Origin of the sequence: Nocardia sp. NPDC051787 (assembly GCF_040681325.1) — a bacterium.
GTDB lineage: Bacteria > Actinomycetota > Actinomycetes > Mycobacteriales > Mycobacteriaceae > Nocardia.
On the sequence record NZ_JBFAYO010000016.1, the window covers coordinates 111,170 to 132,111 of the forward strand.

Annotated in this window: 23 protein-coding genes; 12 read left to right on the top strand and 11 right to left on the bottom strand. The window is 68.2% G+C overall.

Features of this window, described 5'->3' with window-relative positions; translation table 11 throughout:
• Positions 1 to 37 precede the first annotated feature (37 nt).
• From AB0M45_RS18850 to ccsB, 3 genes are read left to right on the top strand one after another with little or no spacing between them, the layout of a single operon-like run.
• Complete coding sequence (locus tag AB0M45_RS18850; RefSeq protein ID WP_364330263.1) at positions 38 to 880, top strand: cytochrome c biogenesis CcdA family protein; 843 nt, start codon at positions 38 to 40, stop codon at positions 878 to 880.
• Positions 877 to 2,553: a cytochrome c biogenesis protein ResB gene (locus AB0M45_RS18855; RefSeq protein ID WP_364330266.1), complete on the top strand. Its 1,677-nt coding sequence runs from the start codon at positions 877 to 879 to the stop codon at positions 2,551 to 2,553. The genes AB0M45_RS18850 and AB0M45_RS18855 overlap by 4 nt, the downstream gene beginning before the upstream one ends.
• Before the next feature lie 2 nt (positions 2,554 to 2,555).
• Entirely contained in the window at positions 2,556 to 3,521 is a 966-nt protein-coding gene (ccsB, locus tag AB0M45_RS18860; RefSeq protein WP_364330456.1) for a c-type cytochrome biogenesis protein CcsB, read from the top strand.
• Positions 3,522 to 3,736: 215 nt separating this feature from the next.
• Here ccsB and AB0M45_RS18865 read toward each other — a convergent pair whose 3' ends face one another.
• On the bottom strand, positions 3,737 to 4,408 hold the full coding sequence (locus AB0M45_RS18865) for a hypothetical protein (protein WP_364330269.1): 672 nt from the start codon (positions 4,406 to 4,408) through the stop codon (positions 3,737 to 3,739).
• A gap of 280 nt (positions 4,409 to 4,688) precedes the next feature.
• On the bottom strand, positions 4,689 to 5,288 hold the full coding sequence (locus AB0M45_RS18870) for a hypothetical protein (protein ID WP_364330272.1): 600 nt from the start codon (positions 5,286 to 5,288) through the stop codon (positions 4,689 to 4,691).
• Between the two features lie 355 nt (positions 5,289 to 5,643).
• Between AB0M45_RS18870 and AB0M45_RS18875 the strand changes: the two genes are divergently transcribed.
• Positions 5,644 to 6,252, top strand: coding sequence for a hypothetical protein (locus AB0M45_RS18875; protein WP_364330275.1), 609 nt, complete (start codon positions 5,644 to 5,646; stop codon positions 6,250 to 6,252).
• Between the two features lie 203 nt (positions 6,253 to 6,455).
• Here the strand turns inward: AB0M45_RS18875 and AB0M45_RS18880 are convergent, their stop codons facing one another.
• Complete coding sequence (locus tag AB0M45_RS18880) at positions 6,456 to 6,662, bottom strand: hypothetical protein (RefSeq protein WP_364330278.1); 207 nt, start codon at positions 6,660 to 6,662, stop codon at positions 6,456 to 6,458.
• Positions 6,663 to 6,779: 117 nt separating this feature from the next.
• Positions 6,780 to 6,989: a BldC family transcriptional regulator gene (locus AB0M45_RS18885; RefSeq protein ID WP_195129343.1), complete on the bottom strand. Its 210-nt coding sequence runs from the start codon at positions 6,987 to 6,989 to the stop codon at positions 6,780 to 6,782.
• Positions 6,990 to 7,173: 184 nt separating this feature from the next.
• Between AB0M45_RS18885 and AB0M45_RS18890 the strand changes: the two genes are divergently transcribed.
• The 5 genes from AB0M45_RS18890 (at position 7,174) to AB0M45_RS18910 (ending at position 10,047) form a co-directional block, all read left to right on the top strand.
• Positions 7,174 to 7,536 (top strand): DUF4229 domain-containing protein, encoded by a 363-nt coding sequence (locus AB0M45_RS18890; RefSeq protein ID WP_364330282.1) that lies wholly within the window; start codon positions 7,174 to 7,176, stop codon positions 7,534 to 7,536.
• Entirely contained in the window at positions 7,533 to 8,618 is a 1,086-nt protein-coding gene (locus AB0M45_RS18895; protein WP_364330285.1) for a PLP-dependent cysteine synthase family protein, read from the top strand. The genes AB0M45_RS18890 and AB0M45_RS18895 overlap by 4 nt, the downstream gene beginning before the upstream one ends.
• A gap of 168 nt (positions 8,619 to 8,786) precedes the next feature.
• Positions 8,787 to 9,008: a helix-turn-helix domain-containing protein gene (locus AB0M45_RS18900; RefSeq protein WP_364330288.1), complete on the top strand. Its 222-nt coding sequence runs from the start codon at positions 8,787 to 8,789 to the stop codon at positions 9,006 to 9,008.
• Entirely contained in the window at positions 9,008 to 9,589 is a 582-nt protein-coding gene (locus AB0M45_RS18905; RefSeq protein WP_364330291.1) for a Clp protease N-terminal domain-containing protein, read from the top strand. The genes AB0M45_RS18900 and AB0M45_RS18905 overlap by 1 nt, the downstream gene beginning before the upstream one ends.
• Positions 9,590 to 9,663: 74 nt before the next feature.
• Entirely contained in the window at positions 9,664 to 10,047 is a 384-nt protein-coding gene (locus AB0M45_RS18910; protein WP_364330294.1) for a phage holin family protein, read from the top strand.
• Here the strand turns inward: AB0M45_RS18910 and AB0M45_RS18915 are convergent.
• Both AB0M45_RS18915 and AB0M45_RS18920 read right to left on the bottom strand, forming a co-directional pair.
• Entirely contained in the window at positions 10,044 to 10,913 is an 870-nt protein-coding gene (locus tag AB0M45_RS18915; RefSeq protein ID WP_364330297.1) for a 1,4-dihydroxy-2-naphthoate polyprenyltransferase, read from the bottom strand. The genes AB0M45_RS18910 and AB0M45_RS18915 overlap by 4 nt on opposite strands.
• Before the next feature lie 94 nt (positions 10,914 to 11,007).
• The gene (locus AB0M45_RS18920; RefSeq protein ID WP_364330300.1) at positions 11,008 to 11,472 is read right to left on the bottom strand and encodes an SRPBCC family protein; all 465 of its coding nucleotides are present in this window, start codon (positions 11,470 to 11,472) and stop codon (positions 11,008 to 11,010) included.
• Between the two features lie 131 nt (positions 11,473 to 11,603).
• Here AB0M45_RS18920 and AB0M45_RS18925 point away from each other — a divergent pair, with 131 nt between their 5' ends.
• A complete protein-coding gene (locus AB0M45_RS18925; RefSeq protein WP_364330303.1) occupies positions 11,604 to 15,221 on the top strand; it encodes a BTAD domain-containing putative transcriptional regulator in 3,618 nt (1,205 codons plus the stop codon).
• Positions 15,222 to 15,364: 143 nt separating this feature from the next.
• Here the strand turns inward: AB0M45_RS18925 and AB0M45_RS18930 are convergent, their stop codons facing one another.
• The 3 genes from AB0M45_RS18930 to AB0M45_RS18940 form a co-directional block, all read right to left on the bottom strand.
• Positions 15,365 to 16,150, bottom strand: coding sequence for an ABC transporter permease (locus AB0M45_RS18930; protein ID WP_364330458.1), 786 nt, complete (start codon positions 16,148 to 16,150; stop codon positions 15,365 to 15,367).
• Positions 16,151 to 16,206: 56 nt separating this feature from the next.
• The gene (locus AB0M45_RS18935; protein ID WP_364330306.1) at positions 16,207 to 17,199 is read right to left on the bottom strand and encodes an ATP-binding cassette domain-containing protein; all 993 of its coding nucleotides are present in this window, start codon (positions 17,197 to 17,199) and stop codon (positions 16,207 to 16,209) included.
• Positions 17,200 to 17,324: 125 nt separating this feature from the next.
• Positions 17,325 to 18,359: an aldo/keto reductase gene (locus tag AB0M45_RS18940; protein WP_364330461.1), complete on the bottom strand. Its 1,035-nt coding sequence runs from the start codon at positions 18,357 to 18,359 to the stop codon at positions 17,325 to 17,327.
• 164 nt (positions 18,360 to 18,523) lie between these two features.
• Between AB0M45_RS18940 and AB0M45_RS18945 the strand changes: the two genes are divergently transcribed.
• Positions 18,524 to 19,156: a TetR/AcrR family transcriptional regulator gene (locus tag AB0M45_RS18945; RefSeq protein WP_364330309.1), complete on the top strand. Its 633-nt coding sequence runs from the start codon at positions 18,524 to 18,526 to the stop codon at positions 19,154 to 19,156.
• Here the strand turns inward: AB0M45_RS18945 and AB0M45_RS18950 are convergent.
• Together AB0M45_RS18950 and AB0M45_RS18955 are read right to left on the bottom strand one after the other, a co-directional pair.
• On the bottom strand, positions 19,153 to 19,731 hold the full coding sequence (locus AB0M45_RS18950) for a TIGR03086 family metal-binding protein (RefSeq protein WP_364330312.1): 579 nt from the start codon (positions 19,729 to 19,731) through the stop codon (positions 19,153 to 19,155). The two genes, AB0M45_RS18945 and AB0M45_RS18950, sit on opposite strands and share 4 nt — an antisense overlap.
• Positions 19,732 to 19,842: 111 nt before the next feature.
• The gene (locus tag AB0M45_RS18955) at positions 19,843 to 20,301 is read right to left on the bottom strand and encodes a MarR family transcriptional regulator (protein WP_364330315.1); all 459 of its coding nucleotides are present in this window, start codon (positions 20,299 to 20,301) and stop codon (positions 19,843 to 19,845) included.
• Between the two features lie 64 nt (positions 20,302 to 20,365).
• Here AB0M45_RS18955 and AB0M45_RS18960 point away from each other — a divergent pair, with 64 nt between their 5' ends.
• Positions 20,366 to 20,878, top strand: coding sequence for an SgcJ/EcaC family oxidoreductase (locus tag AB0M45_RS18960; protein ID WP_364330318.1), 513 nt, complete (start codon positions 20,366 to 20,368; stop codon positions 20,876 to 20,878).
• Positions 20,879 to 20,942 lie beyond the last annotated feature (64 nt).

Genomic DNA, 20,942 nt, shown 5'->3' on the forward strand with positions numbered 1-20,942 from the left:
CTGAGCGTCCCGCGCCGCGATCCGGGGAGGCCATCTGATGGTGCTCGCCGGAGTCGGTGAATCGTTCCAGCAGACGGCGGCCTCCGGTCCGCTGCTGCTGGCGCTCGGCGCGTGCCTGCTCGCGGGTCTGGTGTCGTTCGCCTCGCCCTGCGTGGTGCCGCTGGTCCCCGGGTACCTGTCGTATCTGGCCGGACTGGTCGGGGCGGAGGCGCCGCCCGCCACCGTCGCGGAGGCCACCGGGTCCCACGTGGTCCGATCCGGGTCGACCGCCGTCGCGCAACCGCTTCGCTCGGGCCGGATGCGGGTCGCCGGTGCGGCCGGGCTGTTCGTCACCGGGTTCACCGTGGTCTTCGTGCTCGCGACCGCCACGGTGTTCGGGGTCATTCAGACGCTCAACGTGAACCGGGAACTGCTGCAACGAATCGGCGGCGTGGTGACGATCCTGATGGGCCTGGTGTTCATCGGCCTGGTGCCCGCGTTGCAGCGCGACACCAGGATGGAGCCGCGCAGGCTCAGCAGCATCATGGGCGCGCCGCTGCTCGGTGGAGTCTTCGCGCTCGGGTGGACGCCGTGTCTGGGCCCGACGCTGTCCGGCGTCATGGCAGTGGCCGCGGGCACCGACGGGACCACGGCCGTGCGCGGCGTCGCGCTGATCGTCGCCTACTGCCTCGGCCTTGGCTTGCCGTTCGTCGTGCTCGCTTTCGGGTCGGCGAGCGCACTGCGGGGGGTCGGCTGGCTGCGCCGTAACTCCCGCACCATCCAGATCATCGGGGGCATGTTGCTCGTCGCGGTCGGCGCCGCGCTGGTCACCGGAGCGTGGGACCAGTTCGTCGCCTGGGTTCGCGACGCGTTCGTCTCCGAGGTGACCTTGCCGATATGACCGTGACCCACCCGCCGTCGACCGAGAACTCGGCGCGGCCGCCGCGCCAATCCCTGGCCGGACGGGCCTGGGCCTTTGTGCGCAACACCTGGCGCGGACTCACCAGCATGCGCACCGCCCTGGTGCTGCTGTTCCTGCTCGCGCTGGCCGCGATTCCCGGCGCGCTGCTGCCGCAGCGCAACCTGAACGAGCAGAAGGTCGCCCAGTACATCGCCGACCGGCCCACGCTCGGTCCGTGGATGGACCGCTTCGAGCTGTTCGACGTGTTCTCCAGCTTCTGGTTCACCGCGATCTACGTACTGCTGTTCATCTCGCTGGTCGGTTGCATCCTGCCGCGCACGCTCGATCACTACCGCGCCCTGCGCACGCCGCCGGTGCGGGCGCCACGCAACCTGACCAGGCTGCCGCACCACTACTCGGGCCGCGTCGCGCAGTCGCCCAGTGCGGTGATCGACCACGCGCGGTCCCAGCTGCGGGGCTGGCGCACCGAGATCCGGCCAGGCAACCGCGACGGCGAACTGGCTCTCTCGGCGGAGAAGGGCTACACGCGCGAGCTCGGCAATCTGGTGTTCCATCTCGCGCTGGTCGGGCTGTTGGTCGCCATCGCGGTGGGCAAGCTGTTCGGCTACGAGGGCAGCGTCATCGTCCTGGCGAACAATGGGCCCGGTTTCTGCACCACCTCTCCGGCGGTGTTCGACTCGTTCAAGGCGGGCAACGTCAACGACGGCACCGGCATGACCCCGATCTGCGTGCGGGTGAAGAACTTCCGGGCCGACTACCTGACCAGCGGGCAGGCCGAGATGTTCACCGCCGATCTGGCCTACCAGGCGGGCGGGGACCTTCGGACGGACACCTGGCGGGACACCCAGGTGCGGGTGAACCACCCGCTGCGTGTCGCCGGTGACCGGCTCTACCTGCAGGGCCACGGCTACGCGCCGACCTTCACGGTCACCTTCCCCAACGGGCAGACGCGCACCGAGTCCATCCAATGGCGCCCGGACGACGCGTCGACGTTCCTGTCCAGCGGGGTGCTGCGGATCGATCCGCCCGGCGGCATGTACGCCACCGACGAGGAACGCCGCAAGAACCAGATCGCGATCGAGGGCCTGTTCGCGCCCACCGCCATGTTCCACGGATCGCTGTTGACCTCGGCGTTTCCCGCGATGAACGACCCGGCCGTCGCGGTCGACATCTATCGCGGCGATACCGGGCTGGACACCGGCAAGCCACAGTCGCTGTTCGCGCTGGACCCCGAGCAGGTCAAGCAGGGCAGGTTGACCAAGGAGGCCAGGGTCAATCTGCGCCCCGGCGAGTCGACCACGCTGCCGAACGGCACCAAGGTCACCTTTGACGGCGCGCAGGAGTTCGTGAATTTGCAGGTCTCGCACGATCCCGCCCAGCAGTGGGTGCTGGTGAGCGCGCTGCTGATGATGGCGGGACTGCTGGTCTCGCTGCTGGTCAAGCGCAGGCGGATCTGGGTGCGGGTGTACCCGGCCGACGACGGAGCCGGTACCGTTGACAAACGACGCACTGTAGTAGAGATGGGCGGGCTCGCCAGGACCGATCAGGCAGGCTGGGGCGACGAGTTCGGCCGGCTGCGCGAGCGCCTGCTCGACGAGCAGCCGGACGCCGAGACCACCCCGGCGCGGCGCGCCGAGACCACGGGAGAGTGACCATGCCGATCGACGAGACCATCGCCAGATACAGCGATTTCGCGTTCAAGACGGCGATCGTGGTGTACGCGCTGGTGCTGGTGCTGCTGATCTGGCAGTACGCGACGGCGCGCAGCCGCAGGGTCGCCGAACGCGAATTGGTGACGGTGGGCGGCGGATCGACGCCGCAGGGGCCGGGCCGAGTCGTCGAGCCCGCACGTACACCGCTGTCGGAGCGGCTCGGCAACATGGCGTTCTCGGTGCTGATGGTCGCGATTGCGTTGCATGTGGCCTCGATCGTGTTGCGCGGCTTCTCCACTCATCGCTTCCCGCTGGGCAACATGTACGAGTTCGTCACCATGGCGACGGCCGCCGCCGTGCTCGTCGGGGTGCTGTTCCTGCGCGACCGGCGTTACCGGGGGATCTGGGCGTTCGTGCTGGTGCCGGTGCTGCTCCTGCTGTTCCTCGCGGGCACCGTGCTCTACGCCGACGCTGCGCCGGTAGTGCCCGCGCTGCGGTCGTTCTGGCTGCCGTTGCACGTCACCATCGTCGCTATCGGCAGCGGTGTGTTCCTGTTCGCTGGTGTGGCCAGCATGCTGTTCCTGTACCGCCTGCGCCAGCCCGACGGCCAGGAGTCGAACAACATCCTCGGCGCCATCGCCCGCCGCCTGCCCGACGCCCGCACCCTGGACCGGCTCGCCTACAAGACCACCATCATCGGCTTCCCGCTGTTCGGCGCGGGCGTCATCCTGGGCGCCATCTGGGCCGAAGCCGCGTGGGGCCGCTTCTGGGGCTGGGACCCCAAGGAAACCTGCTCCTTCATCGCCTGGGTCCTGTACGCCGCCTACCTGCACGCCCGCGCCACCTCTGGCTGGCGCGACACCAAGGCCGCCTGGATCAACATCGCCGCCTTCGTCGCCATGCTGTTCAACTTGTTCATCATCAACATGGTGATCAGCGGGTTGCACTCGTACGCCGGGCTCAACTAGGCGGTAGAAAATGGGGCCTGATTTGCGCCGATAGGCGCAATGCTGATCATGAGTCTCGGTGCCGTCGCGCTGGTCGCGCTCGGTACGCAGCGGGATTCAGGCGCTCCCGCAGAACGACCTCGACGGCGGTACGCGTGGACCAGTCGGGCCACACCCCTCCGAAACCGACCGCGTGAACCTAAGTCTGCGCGCCCCTGAACCTCGTGTCCGGCCGATCAGCGGGAGGGTTTCGGGGTCGGCAAGATTTGTGCCACGCGCATCCGGTCGGCGTCGAACGTCGTGGTTATGGGCCTCTGGGCGCCCCCCTCGGTGATGCTGATCGCGGTGTCGCCCGTGAAGGACACGTGCGTCGGGCAATTGGCTTCGATTCGCTCCCACACGAGAGCCTGTCTGCTGAACACCCCGCCGCGCTCCCGAAGCCAGACGCGGCAGGAGGGATCGATCAGGTCGTAGAACTCCTCCGTGACGGCTTCGTAGCGCCCGTCGGGACTCACTTCGATGGCCACGACATTGCTGCTATCGTCGGCCCAGCTTGCCGCGAGCCACGCCACCCCCCAAAGGGGCGCCGTCACCAGCGCCAGGACGGCAGCACATGTGACCCACACCCACTTACGGTACCGACACAGCCGCGGGGCGAAGGCCATGTAGAGCACCGTACCGGCCGTCCAGCACGCCGGCATGGCCCAAATGTAAGCCCAAGTGGGGATGGCGCCGAACCGATAGAAGCGACCTGCCAGACCACCTGCGGTCATTGCCGCGATTCCTGCCGCGAAGAGCGCGAGGACGGCGAGTATCCACACCATCCGCTGCCGGCGCAGCGCCCGATCCGCCCCGCTCCCTTCCTCACCTGATACGGAAAGCTTCTCTTCAGTCGTCTGTTCGGTCAACAGTCTTCCCACCTCATGCGATTCGCATTCCGACTCCTCCCGGTCGGATATGCCGCCAGTTTATCGGCGTCGGCCGACCGAGACCCTGATCTCGAATAACACCTATTTGCGCGGCCTCTTAGCCCTGGCCCCTCCCTCGAATCGGTTTCGAGGCTGCTGCGTCATTCGACTCAGTAGCTTCGCCAGGACCAGACCACCTTCGGCGAGTTGTACGCGTCCCTGGCCGGGTCGCGTCGCCGCTTCCCGCCGAGGCGACGGGGTGCGCTGCCGCCGGCAGCGATCAGAGGCGGTTGACGCAGACGACGTAATGACGCTGCCGGTAGACGATTCCGCTGTCGGTCGAGCCGCAGGCGTTGACGTCGACGGTGTTCTGTTTGATGTCCATCACCCGCACGCCGGTTGGGGTGGGGGTCGCGCAGTCCAGGCGTTTCGGGCTACCCGGGACCACGTCCATACAGCCGCCGACCACCCAGTCGATGTCCAGGCACAGCGCGGCTTGCGCTGCCCCCTGGAGGGTTTCGTTGTAGGTGTGGTCGGCGTCGGTGGGACACTGGCTGTTTGCCGGAGCCTTCTCGAAGACCTTGTAGGTCGAGTTCGGGCTGCCACAGGCGGCCTTGTCGATTCCGGAGCCGCCGAGGTGCACGCAGTCGCCGATGTTCACCTGCAAACTCGTGGCGCCCTTGTTCGACGCGCCGCGCATCGCCGAGGTGGTGGGCAGTTCCTCGGTGGTGGTCGGCAACTCCTCGGTGGTGGTCGGTGGTGGCGCCGATGTGGTTGTCGCGTTGCCGGTCTGGGCGGCGTTGGCCGGTTCCTCCGCGGGATCCGACATCGACACCGCCGCGGCGACCACGAGGCCCGCAGCCAGCGCGGTCCCAGCCATGAAGGCAATCAAGGTAAGACCGGCACGGATACGTTGGCGCGACACGTCACGTCCTCCACAGCTGTAACCTTCGAACCCAACGCCTGAGCCGACCCGAAGTTGTGAATTTGCGGATTGAAGAACCTTGCCATGCATACACTACGCGGCGCGTCCGCGTCGAGTTTTCGTCCCCAGGGGGGTGATTCGCCCCGTAGTTAACCTGCGCGACGTCTTCGTCAGCCGAACTGATCACAATCGCATAACGAACCTTCGCGAGACGTATGCCGATCGCCAAGTCTGGCAACAAGCTACGGGCGCTGTACAGTCACACGCCATCCGGCCTCGGGAGCCGGAGGTCTCGAGAAGGAATTCCATAATGAAGTTCGGCACTATTGCCGCCATCACGCTCACCGCGGTTGCCGCCGTGGGCATCACGGCGGGGGCCGCGAACGCGCAACCCGTGGAAGCGGATAAGGAGACGGCGACAGTCGGCGTAGAGCAGGGCGTCGACTACCGCACCACGGTCTCCCGCGAAACCGGCACTATCACGACCGCTGTCGAGCACGGCACCTTTGCGGTGGTCGACGACGGTACCAAGATCAAACTGACCTCGGACACCGGCGCCGTGGTCGCCGAGGTGCCGCTGTCCTTCCAGGTTTCCGGAAGCAAGCTGGCGGTCGCGCACGAGATCAGTGACAACGGAAGGCGTCTCGCGCTCACGCCGGTGGCGGACGCGAAGGAGATCGGCGAGATGCAGCCGATCAGCTCGATGAATCGCCTCATCGCCGAACTGAACAAGAACGTCGCGGGCGTGGTCGTCGGCGCGCTGCTCGGTGGTCTGCTCGGAGCCCTGATCGGCCTGGGCTTCTTCAGCATCATCACCGGCCCGATCGGCCTGGTCGTCGGCGCGATCGCGGGCGGAGCCATCCAGGGTGGGCAGCCCTTCACCGACGCCTTGCTGGCGGTCGTCAACGGCGAACCCTGATCGACGCTCGGATCGGGTGGGGCAGGCGCACCGCAGCGCGCCTGCCTCACCCCGACCGAACGGCCGATGTCCGTGCTGCCTGGCGGGACGAGGGAGTTATCCCGCCAGGACGACGGCACAGCGGAATGCTCGGCGCAGCGCGCGGAGCAATGGGGGAACACACGCCGGATGTCGCTGGGCGCGTGTAACGCGGACGAATCGCGTCAGCGCTCGGCAGAACCGGACTCGCCGTCGCGGTGCTGGCGGGAGAGCCGCCAGAGGAACTCCGGATCGTCGTCGGGTCCGATGATGCGCTTGCGCTGTGGTGAACGCGTTTGCGGGATAGTGGGTCCGATCCGCTCGGGGCCGAACGCCTTCCAGCACAACACCGCGATTGCCACCACTGCGATGAGTGCCAACAGGTACGTCACGTCGCTCACCTCCTGATTACGAGGGTAGTCGCGGACGTGACTTCAGCACACCGCAGACGTGAAATCCGCCTGCGGGCGAGCGCGGGCCCTGCGACGACGGGCCCGCGCGCCCTGCGATCAGCGTGCGGTCGCCTCGGTGGTCAGCGACTTGAGCAGCTGGAGTACTTCCGTTTCGCGGAACCGGCGATGTCCGCCCGGTGTGCGCAGCGATCCGAGACGCCCGGCGTGAGCCCAGCGCGTCACGGTCTTGGGGTCGACGTGGAACAGGGCAGCAACCTGGCCCGGAGTCAGCAGGGTGTCCTGGCCGCCGACGGTGATCGCAGTCATAGCAAACCTCTCCGTTCTCGACAGTTCCCTCATCAGATGGCGCCATCGTCGCACTGAAACCCCTAGGTACTCGAACCACCTACAGTTGGTAAAGGGGAGGTAATAGACAAAACGGATGTGCGCCTCACCTCCGGCATTGGGCGTGCACCGGGGGCGGGCAACAGCTTCGCATAGGCTGACGGATGTGCGTGACGCAACTCCACCAGAAAAGGCTTCCGGACAGCAAACCGCTGGCGTTGGTCGTCGGCTGGCCCGGAATCTGGCGCTTTATACCGTCGCGAGGTTGGGTCTCGTGGTAGTGCTCACCGCGGTGATCGTGCTGGCCGCCCAGTTGGTGTCGGTGGACATCCCGCTGGTGGTCGCCGCGCTGTTCGCCCTGATCATCGCGATGCCGCTGTCGCTGACCCTGTTCAAGCGGCTGCGCGTGAAGGTCAACGAGGACATCGCCCTGGTCGACGAGCGCAGGCGCCGGGACAAAGCCCAGCTGCGGGCGCGGCTACGCGGCGAGGAGCCGCCGAACCCTCCGGACGCGGGAACGTCTTCGTGAGGTCCTGCGACCACACCACCCCGCGCGATTGGGTCGACAACGCGGTGCGGCTGATCGACGCCGACGCCCAGCGCAGCGCGGACACCCACCTGCTGCGCTACCCGCTGCCCGCGGCGTGGGACGTGCAGCTGTATCTCAAGGACGAGTCGACCCACATCACCGGCAGTCTCAAACACCGCCTGGCTCGCTCACTGTTCCTGTACGCGATCTGCAACGGCTGGATCACCGAGGGCACCACGGTGGTGGAGGCGTCGTCCGGTTCGACCGCGATCAGCGAGGCATACTTCGCGAAACTGCTCGGCCTCGACTTCGTCGCGGTGATGCCGGCGAGCACCTCACCGCAGAAGGTCGCGCTGATCGAAGCGCAGGGTGGCCGCTGTCATTTCGTGCAGCGCCCGCCGGACATGTACACCGAGGCGGCGCGGTTGGCCGCCGAATGCGGCGGTCACTACATGGACCAGTTCACCCACGCCGAGCGCGCCACCGACTGGCGCGGCAACAACAACATCGCCGAATCGATCTTCGACCAGATGGCTTTGGAGACCCATCCGGTGCCGGAGTGGATCGTGGTCGGCGCCGGCACCGGCGGCACCAGCGCCACGATCGGTCGCTACATCCGTTATCGCCGGCACGCAACCAAATTGGCGGTGGTCGATCCGGAGAACTCCGCGTTCTTCGGCGGCTACGAGACCGGCGATTCGGGCTACCAGACCGGAATGCCCTCGCGCATCGAGGGGATCGGCCGTCCCAGGGTGGAGCCGTCGTTCGTCGGGCAGGTCGTGGACCGGATGTTCGAAGTGCCCGACGCGGCGTCCATCGCGGCCGCACGCTATGCGAGCGCTCGGCTGGGCCGCCGTGTCGGCGGATCGACCGGAACCAATCTGTGGGGCGTGTTCGCTCTCATCGGCGAGATGATCGCCGAGGGAGGCAGTGGCAGCGTGGTCACGCTGCTCTGTGACGGTGGCGATCGCTACGCGGGAACGTATTTCGACGACGACTGGGTCGCGTCGCAGGGGTTGCGTCTCGCCGAGCCGACCGCGGTCTTGGACAAGTTCTTCGCGACGGGGATCTGGGACGCCTGAGCGGTTCGGCCGTGACCCCGGTGCCCTTGACGACACGCGGTCGCCCATTGCGCCCCCGGGTTCGCCGAAGAAAGCTCATGGTTCGCCGATAGCGGAAATCGGGCTTCTTCGCGCCATCGGTTGTCAATTTTGATTGACACCACTACTGCCGTCAATCAAAATTGACGCATGACGGAAGCAACCACGCTGGCGGCCGCCGCGGGCAGCCCCGACCCCGAAGTCGGGCTGCGCGCGGTGCTCGCACTGCGCAGGCTGCTCGAACGTCTCGAGGCGATCCAGGTGGCCAATGCCCGTGCCCAGGGCTGGTCGTGGCAAGCGATCGCCGAAGCGCTCGAGGTCAGCAAGCAGGCGGTCCACCAGAAGTACAACCGGAAAGGCAGGAGCCGCTGATGTTCGAACGGTTCAGCAGGTCGGCGAAAACGGCGATCATCATCGCCCAGGAAGACGCGCGTGCGCTGCGTGCGTCGAATATCGAGGTGGAGCACGTGCTGCTCGGTCTGCTTTCGCAGGGCGAACCCGAGCTGACCGCGCTGCTCGCGGAGGCCGGACTCACCCATGAGGGTGTGCGCCGCGCGCTGTCGGAGAAGGCCAAGGGCGAACCGCTCGGCGCGGAGGACGCCGCGGCGCTGCGCTCGATCGGCATCGATCTCGACGCCGTGCGCGAGTCGCTGGAGGCCCATTTCGGCGAGGACGCGCTCGACCGCGCCGAGCCGGAACCGCGGCGCGGACCGTTCGGCTGGGGCCGCGGCGGGAACTACGGGCATATCCCGTTCACCAGGGACGCGAAGAAGGTGCTCGAGCTCGCGCTGCGCGAGGCGCTCGGCCGCAAGGACAAATCCATCGAATCCGGGCACGTGCTGCTCGGCATCCTGCGGGCGCCCAACCAGACCACCGTGCGTCTGTTCGGTGGTGGCGACGCGATCCACGACTTGCGCCCCAAGGTGCACGCCCTGCTCGACCGTGCGGCCTGAGCCAGCGGACCTGCGCCGCCGTGGATCCCGTTGTAAGTCGGTGCATGCGCGCCCATCCGGCCTAGCATTGGCCCATGCAGCTTGTGATTCGGTTGGTCATCAACGCGGTCGCCATCTGGCTGGCCGCCTTCTGGGTCGACAAGATCGACATCCTTGCCCCGGAAGGGGGCACCGCCGCGAAGATCGGCGTCGTGCTCGCCGTCGCCGCGGTGTTCACCGTTGTGAACGCGCTGGTCAAGCCGATTGTCAAGCTGCTGTCGCTGCCGCTGGTGATCGTGACGCTCGGACTGTTCTTGCTCCTGATCAACGCGCTCATGCTGTGGCTGACCGCCGAGATCACCGACGCGTTCACCGACTACGGCCTGCGCGTCGAGGGTTTCTGGGCGGCGGTATTCGGCGGCATCATCGTCTCGCTGGTGAACTGGGTGCTCGGCATCCTCGTTCCGGACGAGGACTAACCGAGCCCGACCGCGAGTGCGGTTATTGCCGACCAGACGAGCAGGGCGAGCCCGGAATCGCGCAGCGCTGGAATCAGTTCCAGGCCGCCCTTGCCGCCGCGCACCGGCGCGTTGGCGCGTACGGCCAGAGGAATGGCGACCAGCCCGGCCAGCGCCCACGGCGTGCGGGCGAGCAGGATCAGGGTCGCGACGAACGGCACCGTGAGCAGCGCGAGATGCAGGGTGCGGGTGCGGGGGTCGCCGAGTTTCACCGCGAGCGTGACCTTCCCGGACTCGGTGTCGGTCGGGATGTCGCGCAGATTGTTCGCGACGAGCACGGCGCTGGAGAACGCGCCCACCGAGATCGCGAGCAGCGCGCCCACCCAGTCGATTCGGTTCGCCTGCACGAATTGGGTGCCCAGCACGCCGATCAGGCCGAAGAAGACGAACACCGCCAGCTCGCCGAATCCGCTGTACCCGTAGGGCTTGCTGCCCCCGGTGTAGTACCAGGCTCCCGCCAGGCAGGCGGCGCCGATCAGCAGCAGCCACCACGCGCTGGTGGCGACGAGCACCAAACCGAAGACCGCGCCGATGGCGAGGCTGGCGATCGCGGCGTTCTTCACCGCGGCGGGGGAGGCCAGTTTCTGCCCGACCAGGCGCACCGGGCCGACCCGGACGTCATCGGTGCCGCGAATACCGTCGGAGTAGTCGTTGGCGTAGTTGACGCCGACGATCAGCGCCAGCGAAACCAGCAGCGCGAGAATCGCTTTCCACCACACCGCCCCGTCGATGGACGCGGCGGCGCCGGTCCCGGCGAGCACGGGGGCGATCGCGTTCGGCAGGGTACGCGGTCGCGCGCCCTCGATCCATTGCGCTGCAGTAGCCATGTCCGCAGCATAATCGGCGCAGTCGGACGTAGTCCGTCTTCAGCCCGCGCATGGCCGGAGCGAAGGCGGAGGTACTGCCTGGCGCGCGCGGCGATCAGGCCGTTGCGGCCGTCACTGCCTGTTGCAACCCGGCGAGTCCCTTCTCGAAGTCACGGCCGACGAATTTGTCCATCGGGATGAGCTTGCCGATGAAGCCCATCACGCCGGTCTGCTGCCCGGTCATCCGCCAGGTCACCTCGGTGCCGGTCTCCACCGGGTCCAGGATGAAGGTCACCTGGTTGGTGGCCTTCATCGGCTTCAGGAATTCCAGGCGCAACCCGATCTGGCGCTCGGTGCTGCTGATGATCTCCATGCTGCCGGCCCCCGCCTTGCGGTTGCCGCTCCAGGCGTAGCGTGCGCCGACGCCGGAGTCCGCGCCGGAATAACTGCGCTGCAATTGCGGGTCGAGATCCTCCCAGGGCGACCACTTGACCCATTCGTGAAAATCGTTGATCAGCGCGTGCACTCGCGCGGGTTCGGCCGTGATCACGGCCGACCGGACCACCTCGAACTCAGCCACGAGGTCAGCCTATGCGACCGACCACTCGGAATCGCGGCAAAAGAATCGTGTCGGCTCCCTCGGCCGTGCTCGCCTACGATGACCGCGGGATGTTTCCGGAGCACAACGGCCCGCACGGCCACAGTCGAGCAGTGACGACGCCCGCAGGCCAATCGGTCGTGGTGGCCTTGCTGGGTGAGGTGGCGCTGCGTCGTGACGGTGCGCTGACACCGCTGCCCGGTACGCGCTCCAGGCTCCTGCTCGCGGCGCTGGCCCTGCGGCCGGGGCGCAGTCGCAGTGCGCAGGCCCTGATCGATGACGTCTGGGGCGAACAGCCGCCGCGGTCGCCGATGAACGCGCTGCACACCCAGGTCTCTCGGCTGCGCGCCGCCCTTCCGGCAGGCGCGCTGGAGATCGGACCTGCGGGTTACCGGCTGATGCTCCGCGCCGACCAAGTCGATGTGACCTTGGCCGGAGAAGGGGCGCGAGAGGCGCGCCGGTGCCACACCGCGGGCGATCCAGCCGCGTGCCTCGCGGCGATCGGGCAGGCGCGGGCGCTGTGGCGTGGCGAACCCGGCGCTGATCTGCCCTCCGGTGACGTCGCCGACGCCCTGCGCGTCACGGTCGGGCATCTTCTCGCCGAACTCGACGACCTCGAGCTGACCGCGCGCGAGGACGGCGGTGACATCGACGGCGCACTCCGTCTGGCCCGCCGCCGCGCCGCCGCCGACCCACTGGACGAGACCGCGCAGCACACCCTGATGCGTCTGCTCGCCGAGGCGGGACGGGCCAACGAGGCGTTGGAATCTTTCGCGGCGTTCCGTTCCCGGCTTGTCGAGCAGCTCGGCACGGACCCGGGACCGGCGCTGGCCGCGCTGCACACGGCGATCCTGCGGGGCGAGCCGGTGAGCCGCGCCGCGGCACAGCCGGGTCGCACCGGTGTGTCTGGAACGGCTGGCGAATCCCGGAACGGCTTCGCGTCGGTCCCGACGGCTGTGGCCGGTGTCGTTGTGGAACCACCGCCCGTAGCCGGTCGAACACCGGCGCAGCCGGGCTCTACCGGTGTTTCCGCGACGGCCAGCGGCTCCCAGGGCGGGTTCGCGCAGCCCTCGACGGTGGCCGATATCGCTGCGGAAGCGCCCCCCGCAGGGGGTCGTGCCGCGGCGCAGCGGGGCTCTACCGGTGTTTCCGCGATGGTCGGCGGCCAAGACGGTTGCGCACCCGCTTGGACGGCTCCGGCCGGTATCGCCGCAGACCCATCGGCGGGACCAGCACCTGGACTCGGCGCGGAACCGCCGCCCGCCACCATCGGCCTGCGCGCCGCGCCCAACGCGCTGCTCGGCCGTGCGGCCGATCTCGCAGTGCTCGCCGATCTACTGCGCGATTGCCGCGTGGTGACCGTGCTCGGCCCGGGTGGTGCGGGAAAGACCAGGGTCGCCAATGAGCTCGGCGCACGCGTGGCCGGCTCGCGTCCGGTGGTGCTGGTGGAGCTGGCCTCCGTGCGCGCGGAGGGCGGCGACGCCAGGGCCGAGATCGAGGCGGCGATCGCCGCGACGCTCGGACTGAGCGATGTCACCTTCGACACGGCCGCACTGCGTTCCAGACAGACCATCGATGCGCGCAGACGATTGCACGACGCGGTATCGGCCCGCTCCATGCTGCTCATCCTGGACAACTGTGAACACCTGATCGATGCCGTCGCCGTAGTTGTCGCCGACCTGATCGGTGTCGCGAACCGGCTGACCGTCCTCACCACGAGCCGCTCGCCGCTGTCGATCACCGCGGAGACGGTGTATCCGTTGCCGCCCTTGACCATCGACGCGGCGGGCTCGCCCGCGACCGAGCTGTTCGCCGCGCGTGCCAAGGCGGTGCGGCCCGCCGTCCGGCTCGACCCGAACGTCGTCGCCCAACTCTGCCGCACCCTCGACGGGCTGCCGCTGGCCATCGAACTGGCCGCCGCCCGGGTGCGGGCGATGAGCGTCGAGGAGATCAACGAACGGCTCGCCGACCGGTTCGCGCTGCTGCGCCACGGCGACCGCAGCTCGCCCGAGCGGCACCGCACCCTGCACGCGGTGATCGACTGGAGCTGGAACCTGCTCGACACCGAACAGCAGGTGGCGCTGCGCCGATTGTGCCGATTCCCGGCCGGTTTCACGCTGTCGGCCGCCGAAGCGGTGGCGGGCGATGCTGACCTGGGCGATGTCGCGGCGGCCGTCGACGGCCTGGTCAGCCAGTCGCTGCTGACCGTGCTGGATGACGAAGTGCTCGGCATCCGCTACCGGATGCTGGAGACAGTGCGCGAATTCGGCGAAGAGCGATTGACGGGCATCGCGGGCGAGGCGGAAACGGTCGAGACCCGCATCATGCGGTGGGCCAAGCACTATGCCGACGACATGGCGCTCCGATATATGACCGGCGACCAGCTCCAGCTCGCGCTCGCCGGGGCGGCCGAGCTGGACAACCTGCTCGCGGCGCTGCGCTGCGCGCTCGAACGGCGGGACGCGGCGACGGCGTACACGGTCTTCCCCGTCGTCGCCACGCTGTGGGTGATCCGCGGCTCCCATATGGAGGTGGTCACCTGGGCGGAGCGGGTGATCGAGTTGGATGCGCCCGCCTTCGGTCCGGACGCCCCGCGCGCAGACCTGGTGCTCACCACCTACGAGATGATGTTTTTGCATCTCACCTACATCGGCGGCGGCGCCCGCGACCTCGCCCGGCTGCGCCTGAAAGTGCGTCGTTTGTTCCGTGCGGGCGCCGATCTCACCGAGCCCAACAGTTTCATCGGCCGCGTCGTGCTCACCAGGGCGGACGGGCGCGGACTCGGCAGGCTGATCGCCGACGCGCTGCGCTCGGGTGATCCGGAGACCAAGACCGCCGCGCTGCTGCTGCGCGCCAACATCCGGGAGAACCTCGGCGACGTGCGCGGCTCGACCGTCGACGCGATCAGGGCGCTGGAGATCTTCGGGCACAACAATGTCTGGAGCGTGGCCATGGTGTGCAGGCATCTCGGCCAGGTCTGCGGTCAGATCGCCCAGTACGCCGAATCGGTGACCTACTACCGCCGTTCGCTCGACCTGCTGCAGCGGCTCGGCGCGTACGAGGACACCGTGGAGACCCGCAGCCTGCTGGTTGCTTCGCTGGTCGGCACCGGTGAGCTGGCGCAGGCCGAACGGGAACTCGAGCTCGCGTTCGGCACGATAGACCTGGACACCTCGACCGGCGGGCGGAATCCGTTGCTGTCCACGGTCATGCAGAGTTCGGCCGAGGTGGCGTTCGCGGCGGGCGGCATCGCCGAGGGTTTCGCTCGCTACCAGCGCGCACTCGACCTGTTCGGCTGGCCGGACCACGCGCTCGGGCCGGGGCCCGGCGCACTGATGCTCGCCGCGGCGGCGCTCGACGCAAAGGTTCTCTACGGTGCGGCCGAAACCGGCGCGGCCCTGGTTGCGGAACTCGCCGAGCTCATGGTGCCGATAATGACGCAGTATCAGGACCTGCCGCAGATCGGCGCTGTGGCCTGCGCGATCGGCTCGTATCTCATCGCTGTCGGCCATGACGTTTCGCGCGGTCTCGAGCTGCTCGTCCTGGCTCCGAATGTCTTCTGCCGCCAAGACTTTCCGACCATGCGCTGGGACCGGCACCTGGACGCCGCGGTCACGACACTGGGCGCCGAGCGGGTCGGCAAGGAGCGTGACCGGGTCGACCGCCTGCGCCGCAAAGACTCCGCCGACCGGATCATGCGGATGATCCAGGAACTGAACGACGCTCGCTGACTGTTGCGCGCGGTGTCTTTCACCGACGCCCCGACCCCTCGCGACCACTTCCCTCCCGCACAGGAAAGACGAGACCCACCTTCGACCAACGACGGCACGCCGGGCGACTGGTCGTTCACCCGGCGTGCCGATGTCGGTGCGCTTCAGGCCCGGCGCATGTACGCCTTGACGGTGAGCGGGGCGAAGATCGCGATCACGACCAGCGAGCCGATCAGCGACCAGGCCAGATCGCTGCCGTACGCGCCGCCGTTCATCAACCCGCGGCACGCGTTCACCATGTAGTACACGGGATTCGCGTGGTTGAGCCCCTGCATCCAGCCCGGCATGGTGCTCACCAGCGCGAACGCGCCGGACATGAAGGTCAGCGGGAACATGATCATCATCGAGATGCCCTGCACACCCGCCGCGCTCTTGCCGGTGACCCCGACCAGTGCCCAGATCCAGCTGATCGCGAACGAGCAGGCCACGATGACCAGACCCGCCGCGACGACGCCGGCCACGCCCCCCTCCGGCCGATAGCCGATGCACAGGCCAACGACGATGGTCAGCACGGTCGCGATGACGTAGCGCACCATGTCGGCGATCAGCGCTCCGGCCAGGGCCGACATGCGAGCGATCGGAAGGGATTTGAACCGGTCGAAAACGCCCTTGTCCATGTCCTCGCGCAACTGGGTGCCGGTGACGACCGACGTGAGCACCACGGTCTGCACCAGGATGCCGGGGATCAGGATCGGCAGGTAATCCCGCACGCTGCCGCCGATGGCACCGCCGAAGATGTAAGCGAACAAGGCGGTGAACAGGATCGGCTGAATCGTGACGTCGAACAACTGCTCGGGCTTGTGCTTGATCTTCAGCAGTCCGCGGTAGGCCATGGTGAGCGAGTTCGCCACCGCCTGCCCGATCGGAATCCGGTTGCGCACATCGGGAATCGGGGTCGGCGCGGCATGACCCGCCGCACTGTCGGTCGCGGTGATGGTTGTGGTTGTCACGCCGCGCTCCTCTCGGATTCGTCGGTGGTGTCGTCGGCAGGGTGGCCGGTGATGGTGAGGAAAACCTCGTCCAGGCTCGGCTTGCTCACGGTGATCTCCTCGACCCCGATCTCCCACTCGCGCAGGCGGATCAGCAGATCGGCGGTGACACCGGCGTCGGGCAGCGGCGCGGTGAGCCGTCCCGCCTCCGGGGTGATCTGCGTTTCGGTGCCGAGGAAATCGCCGATGATCCGGCGTGCCTCGTCCAACTGGCCGCGATCGACCAGGGTCAGATGCAGGGAGGAGCGGCCGACCGAGGCCTTGAGTTCGTCGGCCGTGCCGTCGGCGATCACCTTGCCGCGGTCGATCACCGCGATCCGGTCGGCCAGCTGATCGGCCTCGTCCAGATACTGCGTGGTGAGCAGCACCGTCGCGCCCTCGCGGACGAGGCGGCGGATGGTCTCCCACATCTGGGCGCGGGTGCGCGGATCGAGGCCGGTGGTCGGTTCGTCCAGGAACAGCAGTGGCGGCGTCGCGATCAGGCTGGCGGCCAGATCGAGCCTGCGCCGCATGCCGCCGGAAAAGTTTCGCAGCGGCTTGTTCGCCGCCTCGACGAGGTCGAATTCCTCCAGCAGTTCGACCGCCTTGCGCCGGGCGTCGATCCGGCTCAGGCCGAGCAAGCGGGAGAAGATGATCAGGTTCTCGGTGGCGGACAAGTCCTCGTCGACCGAGGCGTACTGTCCGGTGACGCCGAGCAGCGAGCGGACCGCCGTCGGCTCCGCGACCACGTCGTGGCCGAAGATCCGGGCGCTGCCGCCATCGGGGCGCAGCAGAGTCGCCAGCATGCGGATGGTCGTGGTCTTGCCCGCGCCGTTCGGTCCGAGCACGCCGTACACCGAGCCCCGCGGCACCGCCAGGCTCACACCGTCGACGGCGCGCTGTTCCCCGAACACCTTGACCAAGCGGTCCGCCTCCACGGCGAGCGCTGAATATGGTGCGAAAGAAGTCATGCCGACGACTGTGCCGGTCTCTGCTTGCACGGCCCTTGCACGGTTCTGTCGTGCGCTCTTGCGTTATCGCGACCGGCGCGACCGGTCGCACGGCCTCGCCGATCGGAGGGCGACAGCGCGTTCGCTCACACCGCGGGCGGGTTCAGGCGGGTGAAGTCAGGCAGGCGGTAGTACGGGTAGTAGGGGTAGGGCGGGGTGGTGGCGCCGGCTTTGTCCAGACGCGCGATCTGATCGGCGTCGAGTTGCCAGCCGATGGCGCCGAGGTTCTGGCGCAGTTGCTCCTCGTTGCGGGCGCCGACGATGACGGTGGCGACGGTGGGGCGGCGCAGCAGCCAGTTCAGGGCGATCTGCGGGACCGTCTTACCGGTTTCGGCGGCCAGCTCGTCGAGGACGTCGACCACGTCGTAGAGCTTCTCGTCGTCGACCGGCGGACCGGCCTCGGCGGTCCGATGCAGCCGGCTGCCCTCCGGAAGCGGTCGGTCACGACGGATCTTGCCGGTCAGCCTGCCCCAGCCCAGCGGGCTCCAGACGACCGCGCCTACACCCTGGTCGCGCCCGAGTGGCATGAGCTCCCATTCGTAGTCGCGCCCGACCAGCGAGTAATAGACCTGGTGCGCGACGTACCTGGTCAGGGCGTTGCGATCGGCCGCGGCAAGGGATTTCATCAGCTGCCAGCCCGCGAAGTTCGAGGCGCCGACGTAGCGGATCTTGCCCGCGCGCACCAGGTCGTCCAATGCCGCGACGACTTCTTCCACCGGGGTGCCCGCGTCGAAGGCGTGTAGCTGGAACAGATCGATGTAGTCGGTGCCCAGCCTGCGTAGCGACGCCTCGACCGCACCGATCAACCTGGCCCGCCCGGAACCGGCGTCCAGCGGGCCGGGGCCGGTCGGCAAAGTGGCCTTGGTCGACAGCAGCACCTGATCACGCCTGCCCTTGACCGCGGCGCCCAGTACCTCTTCGGAGGCGCCGTCGGAGTAGACGTCGGCGGTGTCGAACATCGTGACGCCGGCGTCCAGGCTGATGTCGACCAGCCGTCGGGCCTGCTCGGCGTCCGTGTCGCCCCACGCGCCGAAAAACTCGCCCCGTCCGCCGAAGGTGCCCGCGCCGAAGCTCAGGGCCGGGACGAGCAGGCCTGATGCGCCCAGCCGCCGGTACTCCATCTGCGCGTCTACCGTCTGAATGTTCACAGGACCGTCCTCCTGATCCGTGCTCACCGTCCGAATGTGCGTTCACGATCCAAGGACGGCCCGCAAAGGGGTCTATAGTTCCATTAAGAACTTGGACACTACACCCGTTGCGCGATAAATGAAACTGGAGTCCCGTTATGGAGCAGGAAGAGGCCGTGCCCGGATCGGTGCGCCCTGGTGGACGGACCGCGCGGGTCCGCGAGGCGGTGCTGCGCGTCGCGGGTGACCTGCTCGCCGAACGCGGCTTCGCCCACCTGGATCTCGCCGAGGTCGCGGCGCGCGCCGAGGTCGGCAAGACCACCGTCTACCGCCGCTGGCGAACCCCCGCCGGGCTGGTCACCGATCTACTGGCCGACATGGCCGAACAGTCGCTGCCGCACGCCGACACCGGTTCACTGCTCGGCGATCTCACCGCCAACGCCCATCTGGTCGCCGCGACGTTGACCGACCCTCGCCAAGGACGGCTGTTCCAGGCCGTTATCGTCGCCGCCACCTGCGACGAGGCCGCCGCCACCGCGCTGCGCCGCTTCTACGACGTCCGGCTCACCGAATGGGCACCCTGTGTCGTGGCCGCGATAGAGCGCGGCGAGGCGGCTCCTGGTACCGACTCCCGTGCCGTCCTGTCCGCGGTATCCGGTCCGCTCTACTACAGACTGCTCGCCAGCGGTGATCCCATCGACGACAACGCCATCCGCACGAGCGCGGCGGCCGCCGCGGGCGCGGCGAGAGCTGGAATGTTCGTCACACCGGCCGGGCGCGACGCAGACTAGGGAGTCCACGCCGGGTCGCGCCCGGTGAGGCCCAGAACCCGCTGTAAGACAGGCGCTTCGGCCGGGATCGGCACTACCGGGCCGAAGAGTCCCGGTGTGCCTTCGGGTGGCGTATCCGCCAAGAATTCGGCGAGCACCGCGAGGTCGGCGGGGTCATAGCGCGGTTCCTGGCCGGTCGCCTTCGCGAGATCCCAGCAGTGGATGACCAATTCGTCCAGCGCGACCATGGCCATGACGGGGGCGGGCAACGTGACGCCGCCCGCTTCGGTGACGCCGTCCCATGCCGCCGGTTCGCGCCATGCGGAGACGAGTGCCTTCAGCCGCGTGGGAATCCTGCTGCGCCAATCGGACACGAGAGGCCGGTCCGGGCGCGTGTCCGGCGCGACGGAACTGCCCACGGCTTCCTTGGTGGCGGCCTGCCGGAATGCCTCGGTCAGGTCGACGACGTGCGTGAGGAGGTCTCGCACCATGGTGCCGGCACAGGGCGTTGGCAGGGTGAGCTGATCCTCGGTTATGCCGACGACCACCGCCTCGAGCGCGGTAGCCGCCGGTTCGAAATCGAATTCCGGTTTCATTGAAACTCCTGAGCGAGGGGACGTCTCCACCTAGTGAGACGTGCGAGCCTCCTGGAATTCATCGGTACCAGGGCGTCCGTGAGCTGACGCGGTGGAATCCACGCGCCTGGGTCAGCCTTTCGAGACGACGCGATCGGTCTGCTCACGATGGACGGCGAGCGCGGTGCCCAGGAAGTCGAGGATCAGCGCGAGCTGGTCGGTGTCGTAGCGGCCGAGGGCCTGCGCGCCCGCGCGGCCGACGGGTTCGAAGATCCGCTGCGCCACCTCGTCCGCGGCGTCGGTGGCGGTCACCAGCACCCGGCGCCGATTGGCCGGATCCTGGCTGCGAGCGACGAACCCGGCACGTTCCAAGCGATCGATGACCGTGGTCGTGGCCGCGGGACTGAGTTTCAACGCGGCACTCAGCTCGCCGGCGGGCAGCGGGCCGCGGCCGAGCGCGACATCCAGGCACCGAAGGTCGGTGCGGTTCACGCCCAGATGTGCGGCGACCGCCTCGTCGAAGAGGTCGAAGCTCTGCTGGAGCAGCCGCAACTGCGTACCGATCGCGCCGATGAGGTCATCTTTCGACATTCGAAACTTTCTGTTATCGTAGATTTCGTTAACCGAAACGATAGCACGGGCAGGGAATCCAGCGATGACCGAGACCGCCGACCGAACCGCCGCCGACGCCGCCCGGATCCGGGCGCTGTTCCAGGACCTCATGCGGGCCTGGACCGACAATGACGCCGCGGCCTACGCGGCGCTGTTCACCGAAGACTCCGACTATGTGTCCTACGACGGCACCCGCGCGATCGGCCGCGCCGAGCATCAGCGCAATCACGACAAGCTCTTTCGCGGCGTGCTGGCGGGCTCGGCACTCGTCGGCGATGTGGAGTCGATCCGCTTCGTCACCCCGGACGTGGCGATCCTGCACGGCAGCGCGTCGGTGCTGATGCCGTGGCGCTCCCGGCTGCCCGAGCGCAGGCTCTCGCGCCAGACGCTCGTGCTGGTGCGCACTTCCGAAAGCTGGCGGGTGAGCGCGATCCACAACGGCCGGGTCCGCCCGGTCACCGTCCCCGAGCCGGATTCCTTTCCGGCCGCGATGTCTCAGCTCATGACCCGCATCGCGCGCACGCTTGGACTCGGTCGGCGCCGGGCGGCGGCGTAGCCGCCCGTGGGCAACGGGGCTGTTTCGACCAGCGCTGGAAGCGGCCGGCGCCGCTCCGCCGTTA